Annotated in this window: 18 protein-coding genes; 13 read left to right on the top strand and 5 right to left on the bottom strand. The window is 62.4% G+C overall.

Going from position 1 to position 19,007, the window contains the following annotated elements; genetic code table 11:
• Nucleotides 1–11 precede the first annotated feature (11 nt).
• From pcaD to IB238_RS16095, 10 genes are all read left to right on the top strand, one after another.
• Nucleotides 12–824 carry a 3-oxoadipate enol-lactonase gene (gene pcaD, locus IB238_RS16140; protein ID WP_192248922.1) on the top strand — a complete coding sequence of 271 codons (813 nt, stop codon included), beginning with the start codon at nt 12–14 and terminating at the stop codon, nt 822–824.
• Nucleotides 817–1,221, top strand: a complete 405-nt coding sequence (gene pcaC, locus IB238_RS16135; protein ID WP_192248919.1) for a 4-carboxymuconolactone decarboxylase — start codon at nt 817–819, stop codon at nt 1,219–1,221. Before pcaD ends, pcaC begins: the two co-directional genes overlap by 8 nt.
• A 20-nt stretch (nt 1,222–1,241) precedes the next feature.
• On the top strand, nt 1,242–1,991 hold the full coding sequence (gene pcaH / locus IB238_RS16130) for a protocatechuate 3,4-dioxygenase subunit beta (RefSeq protein WP_192248916.1): 750 nt from the start codon (nt 1,242–1,244) through the stop codon (nt 1,989–1,991).
• Nucleotide 1,992: 1 nt separating this feature from the next.
• A complete protein-coding gene (pcaG, locus tag IB238_RS16125; protein WP_192248913.1) occupies nt 1,993–2,607 on the top strand; it encodes a protocatechuate 3,4-dioxygenase subunit alpha in 615 nt (204 codons plus the stop codon).
• A 122-nt stretch (nt 2,608–2,729) separates the two neighbouring features.
• Nucleotides 2,730–3,791 carry a 3-carboxy-cis,cis-muconate cycloisomerase gene (locus IB238_RS16120; RefSeq protein WP_192248909.1) on the top strand — a complete coding sequence of 354 codons (1,062 nt, stop codon included), beginning with the start codon at nt 2,730–2,732 and terminating at the stop codon, nt 3,789–3,791.
• A gap of 250 nt (nt 3,792–4,041) precedes the next feature.
• The gene (locus IB238_RS16115) at nt 4,042–5,214 is read left to right on the top strand and encodes an ABC transporter substrate-binding protein (protein ID WP_192248906.1); all 1,173 of its coding nucleotides are present in this window, start codon (nt 4,042–4,044) and stop codon (nt 5,212–5,214) included.
• Nucleotides 5,215–5,375: 161 nt separating this feature from the next.
• The gene (locus IB238_RS16110) at nt 5,376–6,239 is read left to right on the top strand and encodes a branched-chain amino acid ABC transporter permease (RefSeq protein ID WP_192248903.1); all 864 of its coding nucleotides are present in this window, start codon (nt 5,376–5,378) and stop codon (nt 6,237–6,239) included.
• Nucleotides 6,239–7,246, top strand: coding sequence for a branched-chain amino acid ABC transporter permease (locus IB238_RS16105; protein ID WP_192248900.1), 1,008 nt, complete (start codon nt 6,239–6,241; stop codon nt 7,244–7,246). Before IB238_RS16110 ends, IB238_RS16105 begins: the two co-directional genes overlap by 1 nt.
• Nucleotides 7,243–8,007 carry an ABC transporter ATP-binding protein gene (locus tag IB238_RS16100; protein ID WP_192248897.1) on the top strand — a complete coding sequence of 255 codons (765 nt, stop codon included), beginning with the start codon at nt 7,243–7,245 and terminating at the stop codon, nt 8,005–8,007. Before IB238_RS16105 ends, IB238_RS16100 begins: the two co-directional genes overlap by 4 nt.
• On the top strand, nt 7,988–8,704 hold the full coding sequence (locus IB238_RS16095) for an ABC transporter ATP-binding protein (protein ID WP_192248894.1): 717 nt from the start codon (nt 7,988–7,990) through the stop codon (nt 8,702–8,704). The genes IB238_RS16100 and IB238_RS16095 overlap by 20 nt, the downstream gene beginning before the upstream one ends.
• A gap of 132 nt (nt 8,705–8,836) precedes the next feature.
• On the opposite strand, the gene IB238_RS16090 is transcribed toward IB238_RS16095, so the two are convergent.
• Nucleotides 8,837–10,795, bottom strand: a complete 1,959-nt coding sequence (locus tag IB238_RS16090) for a HAMP domain-containing methyl-accepting chemotaxis protein (RefSeq protein WP_192248891.1) — start codon at nt 10,793–10,795, stop codon at nt 8,837–8,839.
• Nucleotides 10,796–11,124: 329 nt separating this feature from the next.
• Between IB238_RS16090 and IB238_RS16085 the strand changes: the two genes are divergently transcribed.
• The gene (locus IB238_RS16085) at nt 11,125–12,438 is read left to right on the top strand and encodes a calcium-binding protein (protein WP_192248888.1); all 1,314 of its coding nucleotides are present in this window, start codon (nt 11,125–11,127) and stop codon (nt 12,436–12,438) included.
• 61 nt (nt 12,439–12,499) lie between these two features.
• On the opposite strand, the gene IB238_RS16080 is transcribed toward IB238_RS16085, so the two are convergent.
• Together IB238_RS16080 and IB238_RS16075 are read right to left on the bottom strand one after the other, a co-directional pair.
• Nucleotides 12,500–12,850: an ArsC family reductase gene (locus IB238_RS16080; RefSeq protein WP_192248885.1), complete on the bottom strand. Its 351-nt coding sequence runs from the start codon at nt 12,848–12,850 to the stop codon at nt 12,500–12,502.
• Between the two features lie 106 nt (nt 12,851–12,956).
• Nucleotides 12,957–14,126: an amino acid aminotransferase gene (locus IB238_RS16075; protein WP_192248882.1), complete on the bottom strand. Its 1,170-nt coding sequence runs from the start codon at nt 14,124–14,126 to the stop codon at nt 12,957–12,959.
• A gap of 263 nt (nt 14,127–14,389) precedes the next feature.
• Here IB238_RS16075 and IB238_RS16070 point away from each other — a divergent pair, with 263 nt between their 5' ends.
• Nucleotides 14,390–15,238, top strand: coding sequence for an endonuclease/exonuclease/phosphatase family protein (locus tag IB238_RS16070; RefSeq protein WP_192248879.1), 849 nt, complete (start codon nt 14,390–14,392; stop codon nt 15,236–15,238).
• A 10-nt stretch (nt 15,239–15,248) separates the two neighbouring features.
• On the opposite strand, the gene IB238_RS16065 is transcribed toward IB238_RS16070, so the two are convergent.
• Together IB238_RS16065 and IB238_RS16060 are read right to left on the bottom strand one after the other, a co-directional pair.
• Nucleotides 15,249–16,712, bottom strand: coding sequence for a phospholipase D-like domain-containing protein (locus IB238_RS16065; RefSeq protein WP_192248876.1), 1,464 nt, complete (start codon nt 16,710–16,712; stop codon nt 15,249–15,251).
• A gap of 166 nt (nt 16,713–16,878) precedes the next feature.
• The gene (locus tag IB238_RS16060) at nt 16,879–17,937 is read right to left on the bottom strand and encodes a succinylglutamate desuccinylase/aspartoacylase family protein (protein WP_192249726.1); all 1,059 of its coding nucleotides are present in this window, start codon (nt 17,935–17,937) and stop codon (nt 16,879–16,881) included.
• A 323-nt stretch (nt 17,938–18,260) separates the two neighbouring features.
• On the opposite strand from IB238_RS16060, the gene IB238_RS16055 reads away from it, so the two are divergent.
• The gene (locus IB238_RS16055; RefSeq protein WP_192248872.1) at nt 18,261–18,821 is read left to right on the top strand and encodes a methylated-DNA--[protein]-cysteine S-methyltransferase; all 561 of its coding nucleotides are present in this window, start codon (nt 18,261–18,263) and stop codon (nt 18,819–18,821) included.
• The last annotated feature ends 186 nt before the right edge of the window (nt 18,822–19,007 follow it).

Raw genomic sequence — 19,007 nt, 5'->3', positions numbered from 1 at the left:
GGAGACATCCCTTGCAGTTCGCCCGGATCAACGACATCAGCCTTCACCATCAAGTGATCGGCGGTCCGAAGGACAAGCCCGTCCTTGTCTTCGCCAATTCGCTCGGGACGGATTTCCGCATCTGGCGCGATGTCATCGTGCGGCTCGCCGGCGAGTACCCGATGATCCTCTATGACAAGCGCGGCCACGGCCTGTCGGATATCGGCCAGGTGCCGTATTCCATCGACGACCACGTCAGCGACCTGTCGGGCCTGCTTGATCTCTATGCCGTGAAGGAGGCTGTCATCGTCGGGCTGTCTGTCGGCGGTCTGATCGCACAGGGCCTCTACGCGGCGCGGCCGGAACTGGTGAAGGCGCTTGTCCTCTGCGACACCGCCCACAAGATCGGCACGGCCGAAAGCTGGAATGCGCGCATCGCCACCGTCGAGCATGACGGCATTGAAAGCATCGTCGACGCGGTCATGGGACTCTGGTTCACGCCCGCCTTCCGCCGGCCGGAAAACACCGCCTATCATGGTTATCGCAACATGCTGGTTCGTCAGCCGGCGATCGGATACGTCGCCACCTGCGCCGCAATCCGGGACGCCGATTTTACGGATACTGCTTTGCGCATCGCCGTGCCGACGCTCTGCATCGTCGGTGATCAGGATGGCTCGACGCCGCCGGACCTTGTACTCTCGACGGCAAAGCTCATACCGGGTGCGCGCTACGAAGTCATCCCCGGCGCGGGACATATCCCCTGCGTCGAACAGCCGGAGGCGCTGACAAGCATCCTCCGGGCATTCATCGATCCGCTGGTTCATGGAGACAAGCCAAATGGCTGATGCGCACACCTATTCCGATCGCTACCGCCAGGGCATGGTGACACGCCGTTCGGTTCTGGGCGACAGCCATGTGGATCGCGCTCAGTCCGCGTCGACCGATTTCGACCGGCCGTTCCAGGAACTTATCACCGAGAGCGCCTGGGGGACGGTCTGGTCACGCCCCACCTGGACGCCGCGTGAACGCTCGATGGTGACGATCGCGCTGCTGGCTGCGCTTGGCCATGACGAAGAGGTGGCGATGCATGTGCGTGCCACGGCGAACACCGGTGCGACGCGCGAGGACATCGGCGAGGCGCTGCTGCACGTGGCGATCTATGCCGGCGTTCCCGCCGCCAACCGGGCGATCAAGATTGCCAAGCACGTCTTCGAGGAGATGGACGCCGAGAAGGCGGCCTGAGGGAGCATCTGAGGTAAGCGATGACCGATATACCGAACCGCAAGCCGGAGACGGGCGCCTTTTTTCCGCGCGACCGCGACTGGCATCCACCAGCCTTCACGCCTGGTTATAAGACGTCAGTCCTGCGCTCGCCGCAGAAAGCGCTTTTGTCGCTCGATGGAACGATCTCGGAGATATCAGGGCCGGTCTTCGGTCATTCGATGCTCGGCGAGCTCGACAATGACCTCATCCACAACTTCGCCCGCCCCGGCGAGAGCGCCATCGGCGAGCGCATCATCGTGCACGGGCGCGTGCTGGATGAGCGGGCTCGGCCAGTGCCGGGGGCTCTGCTTGAATTCTGGCAGGCGAATGCCGGCGGGCGCTATCGCCACAAGAAGGAAACCTATCTCGCCGCGCTCGATCCGAATTTCGGCGGCTGCGGTCGCACGATCACTGACGAGGATGGTTTCTATGCGTTTCGCACGATCAAGCCCGGTCCCTATCCCTGGCCGAACGGCGTCAACGACTGGCGGCCGGCGCATATCCATTTCTCCATTTTCGGTCACGGCTTCGCCCAGCGGCTGATCACGCAGATGTATTTCGAGGGCGACCCGATGATCTGGAAATGTCCGATCGTCGCGACGATCCCGGATCGTGCCGCGGTCGAGCAACTGATCGCGCCACTCGACTGGAGCAACACCATCCCGATGGATGCGCGCGCCTACAAGTTCGACATCGTTCTGCGCGGACGCCGCTCGACCCTGTTCGAAAACCGGCTGGAGGGCAACTGAGATGGTACAGCCGCTCAACTGTCTGAAGGAAACGCCCTCGCAGACGGCGGGGCCTTACGTGCATATCGGCCTGACCCCCAATCACGGCGGGATCGAGGGCGTCTACGCTTCCGATCTCGGCGCTGCGATGGTGAACGACAAGACCCTCGGCAGCCGCATCACCATCACCGGCCGGGTGCTGGACGGCACCGGCACGCCCCTGAAGGATGCGCTGATCGAGATCTGGCAGGCCGACGCCGCCGGGCTCTACAACAGCCCGTCGGAGTTGCGCGGCGCCGCCGATCCGAACTTCACGGGCTGGGGCCGCTGCGCTTCCGATGGCGTGACCGGCGAGTTTCGCTTTGAGACGATCAAGCCCGGCCGCGTTCCGTTCAAGGACGGGCACAGGATGGCGCCGCACATCAATTTCTGGATCGTCGCCCGCGGCATCAATCTGGGCCTGAGCACGCGGATGTATTTCGGCGACGAGGAGGCTGCGAACGCCGAGGACCCGATCCTGGCCCGCATCGAGCATCGCGTCCGCGTCCCGACGCTGATTGCGCACGCCGATGGTTCGTCCTATCGTTTCGATATCCATCTGCAAGGCGAGAAGGAAACGGTCTTCTTCGACATCTAGGGGCACCTGGAGCGTGTGCGCGGGATCGATCGTACCTTGTTTCAAAGTGCTTCCGCGTCGCTTGCGTACCCGGATAGGCGAACGAGCCCCTCAAACGGTGATTCCAGTTTCAGGAGAACCCGATGACCGTTTCCCCTTTCGACCACCCCTATCTCTCCGGGCTCCTCGGAGACGAGGAAATTGCCGGCCTTTTTTCTGTTGCCTCCGAATTGGAGGCGATGCTGGCTTTTGAGGTCGCACTCGCCCGAGCGCAGGCGGCCAAAGGGGTGATGCCTCTCACATCAGCGCTTACGATCGAAACCGCAGCGCGACGGTTTGCGCCGGATGTTGCGGCCCTGCGTCAGGCGACCGCGCGCGATGGTGTTGTCGTTCCGGAATTGGTACGCCAGTTCCGGCAGTTCCTTCCACCGGAGGATGCGCCCTACTTTCATGTCGGCACCACCAGCCAGGACGTGATCGACAGTGGCCTGATGGTCCGCCTGTCACGGGCCGCTCCCATCTTCATCGAGCGCCTCGGCGCTATCGTGGGGGGGCTGATCGAGCTAGATGAGCGCCATGGCGAGCGCGTGCTGATGGGACGCACCCGCATGCAGGCGGCCATCGAAATTTCCGTCTCCGACCGGCTCTCGGCCTGGCGCCGGCCGCTTGAGGGCCACATGGAAAGGCTCGTCCTTGCTATTGAACGCCGCTTTCCCCTCCAGTTCGGCGGAGCGGCAGGGACGCTTGCGGCATTCGGCGACAAGGGACAGGACGTACGCACGCTGCTTGCCGAGGCGCTTTCGCTCGCCGACGTGCCCCAGTGGCACAGCCAGCGCGAGCGCCTTGCAGATTTTGCAAATCTGCTGTCGCTGATCACCGGAAGCCTCGGCAAGTTCGGCCAGGACGTCGCGCTGATGGCGCAGGACGGCAACGAAATCGTACTTTCCGGTGGTGGTGGCTCCTCCGCCATGCCGCACAAGCAGAACCCGGTTTCGGCGGAAGCCCTCGTGACCCTGGCGCGTTTCAATGCCACTGCCCTCGCGGGGGTTCATCAGGCGCTGGTGCACGAGCAGGAACGGTCAGGCAGCGCCTGGACGCTCGAATGGATGCTCCTGCCGCAGATGGTCGTCGCTGCAGGCGCCGCAACGCGGCTGGCGAGCGGCCTCGTCAGTTCGATCGCCGATATCGGGCAGAGGCGAGTGTAGGGCAGCTTGGGAAGTTATTGAAAATGGGACGCATTTTTTGGTTGTCATGCATTGTCGGCCGCGAGATTTGCCGAGTGGAACTGAGGTTGCCATCAGGCACGTGTTTGGTCTTCTCATAACTTGGCGGTTATGGCATTGGGCTATGAATTCATTTTTGCATTACCGTTTCATCTGCCAATCTGACTTTAGTCAATCTGCAAGTATCAGGTAGGCGGCTGGTCGGAGAGAGCCGGCCCAAAGGGAGGAAAACATGAAGAGATTTGCGATCGCCGCCTTTGCGGCCGCGCTGATGGGTGGCGTTGCTCATGCCGATACGATCAAGGTTGGCGTCATCGGGCCGTTCTCCGGTCCGTTCGCGCTACAGGGCAAGAATTTCAAGGCCGGGATCGACGCCTACATGGCACTCAACGGCAATACGGTTGGCGACGACACGATCGAGATCATCTACCGCGACATTCCGACGGCCGATCCGGCGCAATCCAAGGCGCTCTCACAGGAACTCGTGGTCAAGGAGGGCGTGCAGTATCTCGCCGGCTTTTACTTCACCCCCGATGCCATGGCTGCGACCCCGCTTCTGGAACAGGCAAACGTGCCGATGGTCGTGATGAACGCCGCCACCTCGGCGATCGTCACGAAGAGCCCCTACGTGGTCCGTACCTCCTTCACCACCTGGCAGACGTCCACGCCGATCGCCAAGGTCGCCTTTGATTCCGGCGTGAAGAAGGTGATCTCGGTCGTCAGCGACTACGGTCCAGGCGTCGATGCCGAAAACGCCTTCAAGGCGGCGTTTACTGCTGCCGGCGGCGAGGTTGTCGAGGCTATCCGCATGCCGCTGCAGACGAACGACTTCTCGCCGATCATGCAACGCATCAAGGACTCCGGCGCGCAAGGCGTCTTTGCGTTCCTGCCTTCCGGCCCGACGACGCTCGGCTTCGTCAAGTCGTTCAAGGAGAACGGCCTCAAGGACGGCGGTATCAAGTTTTTCGCCCCGGGCGACCTGACGCAGGAATCCGACCTGCCGGCGCTGGGCGACGCGGCGCTCGGCCTGCAGACGACCTTCCACTATGCCGTTTCGCATGACACTCCTGAGAACAAGAAGTTCGTGGAGGCGGCCGCCAAGGCGATCGGCAATCCGGCCGAACTGTCGTTCCCCTCGGTCGGCGCCTATGACGGCATGCACGTCATCTACAAGATGATCGAGGCGACCGGTGGCGAGCAGGATGCGGCCAAGGCGGTCGAGGCGGTCAAAGGGCTTTCGTGGGAAAGCCCGCGCGGTCCGGCTACCATCGACCCGGAAAGCCGCCACATCACGCAGAACATCTATCTGCGTGAAGTTACGAAGGCCGACGACGGCACCTATTACAACAAGGAAATCCAGACTTTCGAAAAGCAGGGTGATCCCGGTCTCGCCACGGCGAAATGAGGTAGTTCGCCGCGGTCTGTCCCTCTCTCCGTCTTGGCGGCGGGGAGAGGGACATGCGGCAACGGTCCGGCCTTCAAAGTATGCGAAAGCTCTGGGCCATGGGCAGCGGCACTTGGCGCTCGCAACATCGAACGGTTCCAGGAAGCTCCCAGGACAGAACCATGCAAACGGTATTCAGCATTGCCATCGACGCGCTTGCCTATGGCATGGTGCTCTTCGTCATTTCCATCGGTCTATCGGTCACGATGGGCCTGATGCGTGTCGTCAATCTTGCCCACGGCGCTTTCGCCATGATCGGTGGCTACATTGCTTCGTATGCCGCGAAGGACATGGGGCTCAGCTACAGCATAGCCGTACTTCTTGCCGTCGTCGGTACGATCCTGATCGCCATTCCGATCGAGAGGCTGCTCTATCGCCGCATCTATGGGGCACCCGAACTGACGCAGGTGCTGATGACCATCGGCATCACCTTCTGCATCATCGGCATCGCCAATTATGTCTTCGGTCCGACGCTGAAGACCATCCCCGTTCCCGCCGAATTGCAGCAGTCCGTCAGCCTCGGTTTCCGTAGCATTTCCGCCCACCGCCTCTTCGCCATCGCCTGCGGCGTGGCCGTTGCGATCGGCCTCTGGTACTTCATCGAACGCACAGCCTTCGGTGTGAAGCTGCGGGCGGCCGTCGACAATGCTGCCATGGCGCGCGCACTCGGCGTCCGCACCCAGATCGTCTATGCGGTGAGTTTCGCCGTCGCCGTCGGCCTTGCGGCCTTCGGCGGTGTGGTCGGTGCGGAACTGCTGCCGATCGAACCCTACTATGCGCTGCGCTACATGGTCACCTTCCTCGTCGTGGTCTCGGTTGGTGGCGCCGGTTCCATTCCCGGTGCGCTTGCGGCGTGCCTGCTGCTCGGCGCGATCGATACGGCCGGGCGCTACCTGATGCCCGAGTTCGGTGAGTTCTTCTTCTATCTGGCCGTGATCGCCATCGTCTGCCTGTTCCCGCGCGGTCTAGCGGGGAGGGCCAAGTAATGGCTGTCATCATGAACACCGATATCGTGACGACCGCGGCCGACCGGCGTGCCCGGCTGACACGGGATGCGCTCGCCATTCTCGTGATCGCGGCCTTTGCGGTCGCCGGCTATTTTCTCTTCCCCAACAACCTGGCGCTGCTGACGCGGATCACGGCCATTGCGCTCCTGGTTTTGTCCCTTGATCTGGTGACGGGTTATTGCGGGATCGCCACCCTCGGCCATGCGGCGCTCTTCGGCGCAGGTGCCTATGGTGCAGGCATCGCCGCCGTCCATTTCGGCATTACCGATCCGATCGCCATGCTTGGGGTCGGTGTCGTCGCCGGCGCAATCATGGGGCTGGTCTCCGGCGTGGTCATCTTGCGCGCCCACGGCCTGCCGCAGCTCGTGCTGTCGATCGCCATCATTCACCTCGCCCACGAGGCGGCCAACAAGGCATCCGGTTGGACCGGCGGCAGCGACGGGCTTTCCGGCATCACGCCTGATCCCGTCCTCGGCATGTTCGAATTCGATCTCTGGGGGCGTACGGCCTATGTCTTCGGCATCGTGCTGCTGCTTGTGGTTTTCGCGATCCTGCGCCAGATCGTCCGCTCGCCGTTCGGCATGCTCTGCCGCGGCATCAAGCAGGATCCGGTCCGCGTCCGCGCCATGGGCGCCTCGGTCCAGGCGACGCTGCTGAAGATGTATGTGATCTCCGGCGCAGTGGCCGGGGCAGGTGGGGCCTTGAACGCCATCTCCACGCAGGTCGTAGGCCTCGACAGCTTGTCGTTTACGCTTTCCGCCGAGGCACTCGTGATGCTTGTCCTCGGCGGAACGGGCTCGCTGGTCGGTGCACTTGTCGGTACGCTGTCGTTCATGTGGTTCGAGGATGTTGTCTCGGCCGCCAATCCGTTCCACTGGCTGACGATCGTCGGCGCGCTGCTCATCGCGGTCGTGCTGTTTGCGCCAAAAGGTCTTTACGGCACGCTTGCCGCCTATGTCGAACGGCGCGGGAGGAAATCCGCATGAGCGCGATCTTCGAAGTCCGCAATCTGAAGAAGACTTTCGGCGGCCTGCATGTGACGAACGATGTGTCGATTTCGATGGCGCCTGGTGACCGCGTGGCCCTGATCGGCCCGAACGGGGCCGGCAAGACCACCTTCGTCAATCTCGTCACCGGCAATCTTCATGTGAGTTCCGGCAACGTCCATCTCGGCGGGGAGGATGTCTCCTTCCTGAGCGCGATGCAGCGCGTCCGGCGCGGTCTCGTTCGTTCATTCCAGGTTACCCGGCTCTTTTCCGAGATGACGCCGCAGGAGCACCTCTCGCTCGCCATCCTCCAGCGCGAGGGCCGTTCAGGCCGCATGTTCGGCAGCCACCGGGCGATGCCGGCCGTCATGGCGGAGGCAAACCATCTTCTCGCCACGCTCGGCCTTTCCGAGCTCGCGAACCGCAAGGTCAGCGAGATCGCCTATGGTCAGCAGCGGCTCTTAGAGCTTGCGCTTGCGCTGGCGCTGAAGCCGAAGGTCCTCCTTCTGGACGAGCCCGCTGCCGGTGTGCCGCAGAGCGACACGGCCCGCATCGAGCGCGCCCTTGCCGAGCTTCCGTCCGATCTTGCTGTGCTGATGATCGATCACGACATGGATCTGATCTTCCGCTTTGCCAGGCGTGTGGTCGTTCTCGCCGCAGGCGAAATCATCTTCGACGGCCTTCCGGCCGACGTCATCAAGGACGCGCGCGTCCGACAGGCCTATCTCGGGAGCTATGCCGATGCCCGCAGCGTCGCTTGAAATTTCCGGCCTCAGTGCCGGCTATGGCCAGACGCGCATTCTGGAAGATATTGCGCTTATCGCTCCCGCCGGCTCGCGTCTGGGCGTGCTCGGCAGAAACGGCATGGGCAAGTCGACGCTCTTTGCGACGCTGGCCGGACAGACGCGGCGTTACGGCGGCGAGATCCGCATCGACGGAACGGATGTGACCGCGCTCGACAGCGCCTCCCGGGCGCGCAAAGGCCTCGGCTATGTGCCGCAGTCTCGTGATGTCTTCCCGACCCTGACGGTGGAGGAAAACCTCTTCGTTGGCTTGAAGGATCGTCCGAAGTCGGCAATCGAGGAAGCCTACGAAATGTTTCCGCGGCTGAAGGAGCGGCGGAAAAACCTCGGCTCCCAGCTCTCCGGTGGCGAGCAGCAGATGTTGACCACGATGCGCACGATCCTGGGCAGACCCACGGTGTTGCTTCTGGATGAGCCGCTGGAGGGATTGGCCCCGGTGATCTGCGAGGAACTGATGGCTGCCTTCCACAAGCTGGCTGCTTCGGGCGAGATGACGATTCTGCTCGTCGAGCAGCGCATCCAGAGCGCACTCGATTTCGCCGAGAAGATTGTCGTTCTCGAGCGCGGGCGCATCGCCTGGACCGGGACGCCCGCCGAGCTTTCGGCCGATCAGCACGCGGTGGAGACGCTTCTTGGCGTTGGCGGGCTGCACTAGCCCGCTGCGCGACATGGCGCGGGTCGACATCGACGTGCGATCTGGGTCTGCTTCATGCAGCCGCAATGTGAAAAAAATCACGGCCGACGTGTGGGCGTGGCCGTGACTGTCCTCAGAAATGTCAGCGCAGGATCAGAATTCTTCCCAGTCGTCGCTGACCTTGACGGCGGCGTTGCCGACGAAGGCGGCTGCGACCTTGCGGCCCAGCGCTCGCACAGGGTTCGACGCCGGCTTCGATGCGCGGGGTGCCGTTCCGGTACCAGACGGCACGGAGACGGCCACCGGTGCCCTCGTCTGTCTGCCGTCGCCCACGTTGAACTGGGCGATCAGCCGGTTCAGGGCCTCGGCTTCGCGGGCAAGGCTATGGCTGGCGGCATTCGACTCTTCGACCATCGCCGCGTTCTGCTGCGTGTTCTGATCAATCGTGTTGACCGCCATGTTAATCTCGTTGAGGCCGACCGACTGCTCGCGGGCGGATTCGACGATGCCGGCCACCAGACGATTGATCTCCTGCACCTCGGAGACGATCGCCTGCAGCGCCTTGCCGGTGTCGGCTACCAGACCGACGCCGCGCTCGACATGTTGCGAGGAGGCGCTGATCAGCGACTTGATCTCCTTCGCAGCGGCAGCCGAACGCTGGGCGAGTTCGCGCACTTCCTGTGCGACGACGGCAAAGCCCTTGCCGGCTTCACCCGCCCGCGCCGCCTCTACACCGGCATTGAGCGCCAGCAGGTTCGTCTGGAACGCGATTTCATCGATGACGCCGATGATGTTGGTGATCTCGGTCGAGGAACGCTCGATCTCACTCATGGCGTGGATGGCACTCTGAACGATCTCGCCGGATTTCTCTGCACCCGACTTCGTGCGCTGGACAAGCTGGCCTGCCTCCTCGGCGCGGTGGGAAGCGTCCTTGACCGTCGTGGTGATTTGCTCGAGCGCGGCCGCGGTTTCTTCGACGGATGCGGCCTGCTGCTCGGTGCGCTTCGACAGATCGTCGGCGGCCGAGCGGATCTCGTTCGCTCCGGAGTCGATCGCGCGTGCGTTGTCTCCGACGGCCTTCAACGTGCTTTGCAGCGTAGCAACTGTCGAATTGAAGTCATGGCGCAGCTTGTCGAGATGCTGGACAAAGGGCGTGTCGATCGAGGACGAGACATCCCCGTCGGAAAGCCTGCCGAGGCCGGATGCCAGAGCGTCGACGGCAAAGCGGATTTCCTCCGCCTCGCGGGCCTTTTGTTCTTCGCGGGCGATGCGCTCCTTTTCGGCATGCGAGCGGTTGGCGTCAGCTTCCTCGCCAAGGCGGCGGTTTTCAAGGGCTGCTTCGCGAAAAATGTTCAATGCCTTTGCGACCGTTCCCACTTCGTCGCCGCGATCCACGCCCGCGATGGGCGAATCCGTATCGCCGTTGGCAAGCGCCTTCATCCGCTCGGTTACAGCCTGCAGCGGGCGGGAGATGCCGTTGGACGCGAACCAATAGGCGCCCGCGAGCGCGATCAGGATGGCGGCCGCAGCGCCGATCTCGATGGCAAGCACCATGTCTGCCGCCTCAGCGCCCAGCAGTTGCGTCTGTTCGTCTACCTGTGCACGCAAAGCGGTGGCTGATTTTTGCATGTTCAGCGCTAGGGCGGTGACCATGCCGTCCGCCTGCCCCAAGAGGGCTGCAGACTCATCATTGCGGTTTTCGGCGCCCAAGGCGACGGCCCGGTCGACCAGCTTCTGAATTTCTTCGAAGTGGTTCAGAAAACCGTCGAAGGTTGCAGTTTCCTCGGGCAGGGACGTAGCCGCTAGCTTCATGCGCTCGACATAATTCTTGGCGTTCGAACGATAGTTCTTGACCGCTTCCAGATTCTGCTCGGTACCACTGTCGTAACGCAGCGACTGATATGCTGCATATCCGACGCCCTGCAAGTTCCGGTTTGCCGCGGTCAAATTGATTGCCGCTTGGGTCTCTTTTGCCAGAAAGTCATTGTAGCTCGATACCAGCGAGTTGGTCGCTTGGGCTGCAAAGATCGCGCCGATCGCCATAACTGCCGCAAGGCTGGCGACGATGGACATGATCTTGGTTCGGATCGAGAGGTTGTTCAGAATGTTCATGGATGTGACCTAACCGCCCGCGAACATGCGCAGGGGCGACGAAAGGAAATGATTGGGAGGTGTGATCAACGCTTTCATGGCGAGGCGCGGGGTCCGCTCATCAGATCAGTAAGTAGCCCGCCTAAAGAAAGGATTAAGTGATCACCCCACGAAATCCTGTTGTCGAACGGCGCGCGAACAACGGCAGACATCCGATCGGGGTGAAGGCGATGCTGAAGCGCCGATCACCATGCGTGCGCTTACCTCCTTCGAGTGAAAGGGGGTTCTATCGACAGCTTCGAACAGTGCGCGGTACATTCTCGCCACCTAATATTGGGAGGTGAAGAGAGATGGCGACCTACACGGTTTTCTTTCCCAACGGCAAATATCCGCAGAGCTATTCGCCGGCGATACCAGGTTTCGACTACAATCCGATGTTCGGGGAGCTTGTGGATCCCTCGACTGCAACCGTCGTCACCAAAACGCCGACCAAAGTGGATATGAAGCTGGACAATGGCCTTAAGCTACGGTTTTCCGGAACCGATTTCACCTACGGTTCCGATGGAAGTCCTACGGGCGGCAAGGTGACCAAGATCGAATTGTTTCAGTCGAACGGCACCACTCTGGTGTCGAAGATCGAGGGGCTCAGCCTGTCTCTGGAGGCGCTCGACAATGCCGCCCAGTCCTTTGATCCATGGAACCTCCAGGCCTGGATATTGAAGGGCAGCGACAAGCTGAACGGATCGGCCGGCAATGACGACCTGGAGGGGTTCGCCGGCAACGACGTTATCAATGCCAATGGCGGCGATGACTTCGTCATCGGCGGCGAGGGGAAGGATACCTATGACGGCGGTACGGGGTGGGACAATCTGAGTTTTCAGGACGCCCGCCACAATTCCAATGCCCGTGGCGGCATATCGCTGGACGCTGCGACGGGTAAGGTCACGGACCCTTACGGCAATGTCGAGACCTTTCAGAATTTCGAGACATTCCGCGGCACCCAGTTCAGGGACGTCATGAAGGGGTCGGCGCGAGACGAGGACTTTCAGGGCATTGGCGGCCGGGACATCATCGATGGCCGCGGCGGCTTCGATACGGTCAGCTATCACCGGGACCAGAACAATGACGGCGGCAAGGTCGGTGTCACCGTCAACCTGCAGGCCGGCACCGCCGTTGATGGCTTCGGAAAGACGGACACCTTAACGAGCATCGAGGGGGTGCGCGGCACCGCGTTTGCTGACAAGCTGACGGGCAGTTCAGGCGACAACTGGCTGCGCGGCGACGGCGGCAACGACATGATTGCGGGCGGTCTCGGCAACGACTTGCTGCGCGGCGACAGCGGAAAGGATTCGTTCGTCTTCAATACGAAGCTGAGCGCGAGCACCAATGTCGACGAGATCGACGACTTCAACGTCGTTTACGATACGATCAGACTCGAGAACGCGATTTTTACGAAGCTGACGGGGACTGGAGTACTGACCGCCGCGCAGTTCTGCGCCAACAATACCGGCACTGCCGCGGACGCGAGCGATCGGATCATCTACGAAAAGGATGCTGGAAATCTCTACTACGATTGGAACGGGAGTGCATCCGGCGGTCGCGTGCTCTTCGCAGTGCTGGATGCTGGATTGAAGATGACGGCTGACGACTTCTTTACCTTTTGATGTCGCCGAACAGTGCGGGAAAAAGGGGACGCTTCGAAAGGCGTCCCGGCCGCGCTTGCCGTTAGGCGGAGAATGCCGCTTCGTAGAGCTCTGGCTTGAAGCCGGCCAGATACTTGCCGTCAAGATCGAGGATGGGGCGTTTGATCATTGCGGGCTGCGCGAGCATGAGCGCAACAGCCTTTTGCGCGTTCAGGTCGGTCTTGTCGGCTGGCGCAAGCGCGCGAAAGGTCGTTCCGGCACGATTGAGGACCGTCTCCCAGCCGAGCGCATCGATCCAGCGCCCGATCGAGGTCGCATCGATGCCTTCTGCCTTGTAGTCGTGGAAGCGGTAGGCGATCTGCCGGTCATCCAGCCATGTCCGCGCCTTCTTCATCGTGTCGCAGTTCTTGATGCCGTAAAGGGTGACCGTCACCACTTGCTCCTTTGCGTGCCCACCTGGCACGACGTTGCCGGCGGACATCATCCGCCGGTGGTCAATGCTCCGGACATCGGCACGGTCCCGTGCCCTCGTCACGTTGTCAAAGGCTGAGGAATTTCTCGACCACCGAGTCGACCTCGGCGCTCTTGAGGCCGGCGATGTTGATCCGACCGGAACCCGGCATGTAGATCGCATGCTCGGCGCGAAGGCGCATGACGTCGGCCTCCTTCAGCGGCAGCAGCGAGAACATCCCTTCCTGCCCGGCGATGGCCGTCATCACCTGCCAGCGACGTGCAAGGCCCGCGGCAAGCCGTTCGCGGATCGATGCGACGCGGCTGCGCATCGTCTCCAGTTCCGCCATCCAGTCCGCCGTCAACGCGGCGTCGCCGAGAATCGTGCTGACGATGGCTGCGCCGTGATCCGGCGGCATGGAGTAGCTGGTGCGGGCGAGACCGGCGAGGTTTGTCCGCACGGAGTCCGCAGATGCCTTTGATGAAGCCACGGCAAAGATGGCGCCGGTGCGCTCGCGGTAGAGCCCGAAGTTCTTCGAGCAAGAGACCGCGACGAGGGCTTCAGGCACGGCTGCAAGCAGTGTGCGCAAGCCCTCCGAATCCGCCTCGAGCCCCCTGCCGAAGCCTTGGTAGGCACTGTCGACGAGCGGCAGCAGGCCGCGCGCTGCGATCAATGCGGAAACGGCTGCCCATTGCTCAGGCGAGAGGACGCCCCCGGTCGGGTTGTGGCAGCTTGCATGCAGCAATACGGCATCGCCGGCTTTCGCCCCCTGCAGCGCCTCCATCATGCTGTCGAACAACACGGTCTGCGAGGGCACGTCGAAGAACGGGTAGGAAATGACCTCGAGGCCAGCCGCCTTGAAGATGGCTGCATGGTTGGGCCAGGTCGGCAGGCCGAGCCAGATCTTCTTGATGCCCAATCGAACCATGAGGTCTGCGGCGAGGCGGACGGCGCCTGATCCGCCCGGTGTCTGCACGGCAGCGGTCGCAAGATCGTGGCCAGCCGGTCCGGTCGTCAGATTCCAGAGCCGCTCAAGGAATACGGGGTCCCCCTCGGGGCCGACATAGGACTTCGTGATCTGGCCCTCCAGCAGGCGCCGTTCGGCCTCCTTCACGGCCCGGAAGATCGGCGTGGCACCCTCTTCGTCGCGGTAGACGCCGACGCCAAGGTCGACCTTGCCGGGTCTCGGATCAGCTTTGTAGAGCCCAATCAGGGCAAGGAGTGGATCGTCGGGCTGGCGGGCGAGCGTATCGAACATGGCAGAACCCCTGCTGCGTGGAAGTCGAAGCGTGCCTCGATTTCGCGAGACAGCGAAACAACAAAGACCAAAAAGCGCGACGGGCCTGAAGATCGCGACGCGCTTTGAGCGACGGTTTACGGGATATCGCGGCGGATTTCGAGCGTGATCTTTCGTGCCGGCGCCGAGGCCCAGCCATCCCGGCACATTTTATGGCTTTACGGTTGCGGTGCACCGTAGCGTCCCCTATCTTCTGACTGCACGATCGTGCGAAGGAAGGTTCGTTGAAAAAACTGAACGAAAAGGTGAGTACCGCAGCCCTGTCTGCGATCCGCAACCGCCGTGGGCATCGGCCGATTTCCGCCAATCGCGACGGCGGCGACACGGTCATCGCCTCCTACAATGTCCACAAATGCGTCGGCGTTGACCGGAAATTCGATCCGGAGCGCGTGGCCGAGGTCATTTCCGAAATCGATGCCGACGTGATTGCGATACAGGAAGCGGACAAGCGCTTCGGCTGCCGTTCGGGCCTGCTGGACCTCGCGACACTGGAGCGGGTCAGCGGCCTCGTGCCCGTGCCGATCGCCTCGCTATCCAGCACTGGTCACGGCTGGCACGGCAACATGCTGATGTTCCGCAAGGGCACGGTGCTGAATGTCCGTCAGTTGAAGCTGCCGGGGGTCGAACCCCGCGGCGCCTTGGTGGTCAACATCGACTTTCCGACCGGCAAGCTCCGGGTCGTCGCTGCTCACTTCGGCCTTCTCAAGCGTTCGCGCGAGTTGCAGGCCAAGCACGTCCTCGCATCCGTGGCACAGGAGGAGGAAATGCCGACGATCCTGATCGGCGACCTCAACGAGTGGCGCATCGGTCGGCGCTCCTCGCTTTCCCCGCTGTCACCGGTGTTCGACCCGACCTCGGGGGCCGTGCCGAGCTTTCCCTCGCGTTTCCCGGTTCTCGCGCTCGATCGCGTGCTGGGTCACCCCCACGATCTCGTCGCCGCCGTCGAGGTGCACGACAGCCCACTTGCCAAGGTTGCGTCCGACCACTTGCCGATCAAGGCGCACATCGATCTGAAAGCGATTTGGGAGCGGTCCTATCGCCAGCCGGGACCCAGGGTGCTTGAAGCCGTTTGACGTCTGCGCCCTAAAGATAGGGTGATCCCAGCCAGACGATCCGCTCAACAAGACGGCGGGAGAACGGTCGCGCACGCAGTGCCTGCAGGTCAATCACTTTGGCAGATTTCAGGGCCTTGCCGATTCGCGCCTCGATTTCGGCGGCGAAGAATGTGTCGAACACCTCGATGTCGATCTCAAAGTTCAGGCGGAGCGAGCGCGGATCCAGGTTCGATGAGCCGATATAGGCCCAGACGCCGTCGATGACCGTCAGCTTCGAGTGGTTGAAGGTGCCGCTCGCCCGCCAAATCCGGCATCCTGCTTTCAACAACTGGTCGAACTGCGCGGTCATGGCCAGGTCCACCAGCTTCAGGTTGTTGGCTCCCGGCACGACGATGTCGATGCGCACACCGCGCCGTGCCGCCGTTGCCAGCGCGCTGATGAGATCGCGTTCGGGCAGGAAATAGGGTGACATGATGCGGATGTGGCTCTTGGCGACCGAGATCGCGCCCATCAGCATGCGCTGGTTGGTTTCGATGCTTTTGTCAGGGCCGGAGGGCACGACGCGGGCCAAAAGTTCCGTGTTCGGTTCGACCATCGGCGGTTCAACCTGCCAGGCCTCGCTGTCGAGCGCCTCGCCGCCGGAAAAGCGCCAATCTTCATAGGCGATGTGAAAAATGTCGCCGACGATCGGACCTGTGACGCGAAAATGTGTGTCCTTGGCAACCAGTTCGCCCGCGAACTCGCTCGTGAAGGCTGCGCGAATATTGAGGCCGCCGGTGAAGGCAACCTGTCCGTCGACCACCAGGATCTTCCGGTGTGTGCGAAGGTTAGCATAGGGCAGCCGTAGCCCCATGATAATGTTGCCGTTGAATACGCGTGCCGAGACGCCGGCGTGCCACAGCGTATGAACGATGCTGGGCGTCGAGTAGCGCGCACCCACTGCATCGATCAGGACATGGACCGCAACGCCACGTGCCGCCGCGGCCGCCAGTGCTTCGGCAAAGCGCATGCCCATGCTGTCGCGATCGAAGATGTAGGTTTCTAGCAGGATGCTGCGATTGGCTGCGCTGATCGCGTCGAGCATGGCTGCATAGGCGGCGTCACCGGTTTCCAGTACCTCGATCCGGTTGCCCGAGGTGAGAGGGAAGCGTCCGACATTGTCGCCGAGATGCTTCATGGCCGCGAGCGCGCCGCCATATCGGGCATGGACCGCTTCGTCCGCCACATCGTAATGAACCGGATGGTGTTGGCCCCTCTTTGCCACCCGCCCTGAGCGCTGAAACGCCAGCGTCTTGCGGCGGACGCGGTTCACACCCACGACATAATAGATGACGGCACCGAGGATTGGTGAAAGCAGGATGACGCCGACCCAGCCGATCGCCGCGCGCACCTCCTCCTTCGTCATCGTTGCGTGAATGGCAGCGGGTGTGCCGAGAACGATCGACAGGACGACCAGAAAATGTGGCCAGTAGTCGGATATCGTCTGCAGCATAATGGTCCCGGTCACCGCCCTAGTGATTGAACGCGTTAGCGAAAACCACCTTAGAACGGTGAACGGGGCAATGAAAGCCGTTTCGCCGGCACTCGCCGCGTGCCTTGTTGAGATGGACTGCCAATAGCACTGGCCGTTGTTTTCTGGAACTCGTGCCGGACGTCGTTCAGTCCTCGAGCGTGCCCGGCTTACGATTCTCGCGGGTTACTTCGCTGCAGGCGATCTTCATCAGGTCACCCCCACGGCGAACGAAACGATCGGAGGCGCGGGTCGCAACCAGTCCTGCCCGGGCGGCGCGGATCTCGACGGAGCCGTCTGCCGCGCCGGGTTGCGTGATCAGCGTGGCAAGCACGTCGCCCGCCTCGACCGTATCGCCGATGTCCTTGTGGAACAGGACCGTTCCGGCCTCGACCGCGCGTACCATCTCGATATTGTCGAGCGGCACTGCCGGTCCGGTGTATTCGGGCAGTCGAACGTTCTGATCGCGAACAGCGCCGCGTGCGGCAAGGAACTTCCAGAGCCCGGCTGCGTCCTCTTTCGCCGTGTCCGGGTAGACGTCGCGCCGCCCGCGAAGCTCGACGGTGACGGCAAGTCGTCCCGGCACCTGCGCCAGCTTGTCCCCGCCCTGCCGCTTGAAGGCATAACCCACTGCCTCTTCGAATGCCGTGCTTTCGCCGTCCGACAGGAAAACCGCCTTCATTGCAAGCGCGCTGGCGAGATCGGAGGCCTCCGGCCAGAAAGCCTCGTCGATATAGGCATACTGGATGGATTCGTCGTCACAATGCAGATCGAGCACGAGTTCGGCACCGAGCGCGACATGCAACAGCTTCCGCTTCAAACAGTTCACCGCCGTCTGGTCGTCGAGATCCGAAAGCAGGCTGTCCCGCTCGGCAAGCGCGACCAGCGGGAAATCCCGGTTGAAATTGGTCCGTGAGGCAAGGTCGAAACGCCCCTGCATCTCGCCGAAATGCGATTGCGCCGCGCCGATCGGGTTCGCTTGCGGCACGATCGTGATGTCGCCAAGAATCGCCCCTTCGGATTCCGCTTCGCGCAGGCGCTCGCACAGGAAATGGATCAAAGCCGTTCCAGGCAGTTCGTTGGCATGCAGCGCGGCCTGGATATAGACCTTCGGTGCGGCGGCCGATGTGCCGGCAAAACGCAGCACCGGGATCCGCCATTCGATGCCAGGGGTGTCGCCGGGGATAATGAGTTCGGAAATATTCATGTCGTGCTCGATGCCTGTGCTGTCTTCGGCTGAACGACGGTCGTTGCCGGAGCGTTCCATGGTTAGCTGACCGAGCATCGGTCGACAAGAAATTCCTTTCCTTGTGGTCGCAAGGTCGGGATTTGGCAACTTCAGCACGAAACGCCGTCCCGGCGATGTATGCCCCGCGGGTCGGGGGCTTGGTTATTCAGGCGAAAGGTGGATACGAAGTTTCGCCGCAGAGCTGTTCCCACAAACGCTGATGCCGGCATAGACGGCAATCGGGTTGAACTCCTGCCGGCGAAGCATAATCTTGGGACATATGCGAACACGGAGTTTTCATCATGTCCGGCGCGGTCAGTTACCTGGTCTTTGAAACGGCGGGCGGTCATTGCGCCATCGCCTGGAACGATGCCGGCGTCGTGCGCTTCCAACTGCCGGGGCAGGACGCGGACACGACGCGCCGCCTGCTGCAGCATCGGCTGCCTTCCGCCGAGCCGGCGGAGCCTCCGCCGGCCATTGCGGCGGCGGTCGCGGCGATTGATCGCTATTTTTCCGGTAAGGAGGTCGACCTTACTGGCGTACCCGTCGACCTTACCGGCCAGTCGCCCTTCTTCAAGGCGATTTACGATGCCGTCCGGCAAGTCCGCTGGGGGGAGATAATCACCTACGGCGCGCTCGCCCGCCAACTCGGCGCCGGCCCGGAAGCGGCGCGTGATGTCGGTCAGGCCATGGCGAAGAATCCCGTCGCCCTCATCATCCCCTGCCACCGGGTGCTCGCCGCCGGCGGCAAGATCGGCGGCTTCTCCGCCCCGGGCGGCGCCTCGTCCAAGCTGAAGATGTTGGCGCTGGAGGGCGTCTCCTTCGCTGGGCCGGAACCGGCGCAACAGTCGTTCGGGTTCTAGTTGGATTGCGGTGAGCCGAGCCATCTTGCTCCGGCCAGATTGCCCGGGTCGCGGGTTTATGTGGATGGCGGCGATCTGGCCCTCTACGATTTCCCACGGCCTTCGGGAAGCATCTTGCCGCCACCGTCGCATCGCCCAGCAGGCAAGCCTCGAAGAAGGCGCGTCAGCGCTGCGCCGTCCGCGGCA

Origin of the sequence: Rhizobium sp. ARZ01, from assembly GCF_014851675.1 — a bacterium.
Taxonomy (GTDB): Bacteria; Pseudomonadota; Alphaproteobacteria; order Rhizobiales; family Rhizobiaceae; genus Mycoplana.
The sequence above is the reverse complement of the archived record's forward strand: the minus strand, read 5'-3'. Positions and strand labels throughout refer to the sequence as shown.

Bases quoted from the DNA above. Each gene is read 5' to 3' on its own strand.
- IB238_RS16055 (WP_192248872.1), top strand. From the start codon at position 18,261: ATGTCCGGCGCGGTCAGTTACCTGGTCTTTGAAACGGCGGGCGGTCAT.
- IB238_RS16060 (WP_192249726.1), bottom strand. From the start codon at position 17,937: ATGAATATTTCCGAACTCATTATCCCCGGCGACACCCCTGGCATCGAA.
- IB238_RS16085 (WP_192248888.1), top strand. From the start codon at position 11,125: ATGGCGACCTACACGGTTTTCTTTCCCAACGGCAAATATCCGCAGAGC.
- pcaH (WP_192248916.1), top strand. From the start codon at position 1,242: ATGACCGATATACCGAACCGCAAGCCGGAGACGGGCGCCTTTTTTCCG.
- IB238_RS16120 (WP_192248909.1), top strand. From the start codon at position 2,730: ATGACCGTTTCCCCTTTCGACCACCCCTATCTCTCCGGGCTCCTCGGA.
- pcaG (WP_192248913.1), top strand. From the start codon at position 1,993: ATGGTACAGCCGCTCAACTGTCTGAAGGAAACGCCCTCGCAGACGGCG.
- IB238_RS16110 (WP_192248903.1), top strand. From the start codon at position 5,376: ATGCAAACGGTATTCAGCATTGCCATCGACGCGCTTGCCTATGGCATG.
- IB238_RS16075 (WP_192248882.1), bottom strand. From the start codon at position 14,126: ATGTTCGATACGCTCGCCCGCCAGCCCGACGATCCACTCCTTGCCCTG.
- IB238_RS16090 (WP_192248891.1), bottom strand. From the start codon at position 10,795: ATGAACATTCTGAACAACCTCTCGATCCGAACCAAGATCATGTCCATC.
- IB238_RS16065 (WP_192248876.1), bottom strand. From the start codon at position 16,712: ATGCTGCAGACGATATCCGACTACTGGCCACATTTTCTGGTCGTCCTG.
- IB238_RS16105 (WP_192248900.1), top strand. From the start codon at position 6,239: ATGGCTGTCATCATGAACACCGATATCGTGACGACCGCGGCCGACCGG.
- IB238_RS16100 (WP_192248897.1), top strand. From the start codon at position 7,243: ATGAGCGCGATCTTCGAAGTCCGCAATCTGAAGAAGACTTTCGGCGGC.
- IB238_RS16095 (WP_192248894.1), top strand. From the start codon at position 7,988: ATGCCCGCAGCGTCGCTTGAAATTTCCGGCCTCAGTGCCGGCTATGGC.
- IB238_RS16115 (WP_192248906.1), top strand. From the start codon at position 4,042: ATGAAGAGATTTGCGATCGCCGCCTTTGCGGCCGCGCTGATGGGTGGC.
- pcaC (WP_192248919.1), top strand. From the start codon at position 817: ATGGCTGATGCGCACACCTATTCCGATCGCTACCGCCAGGGCATGGTG.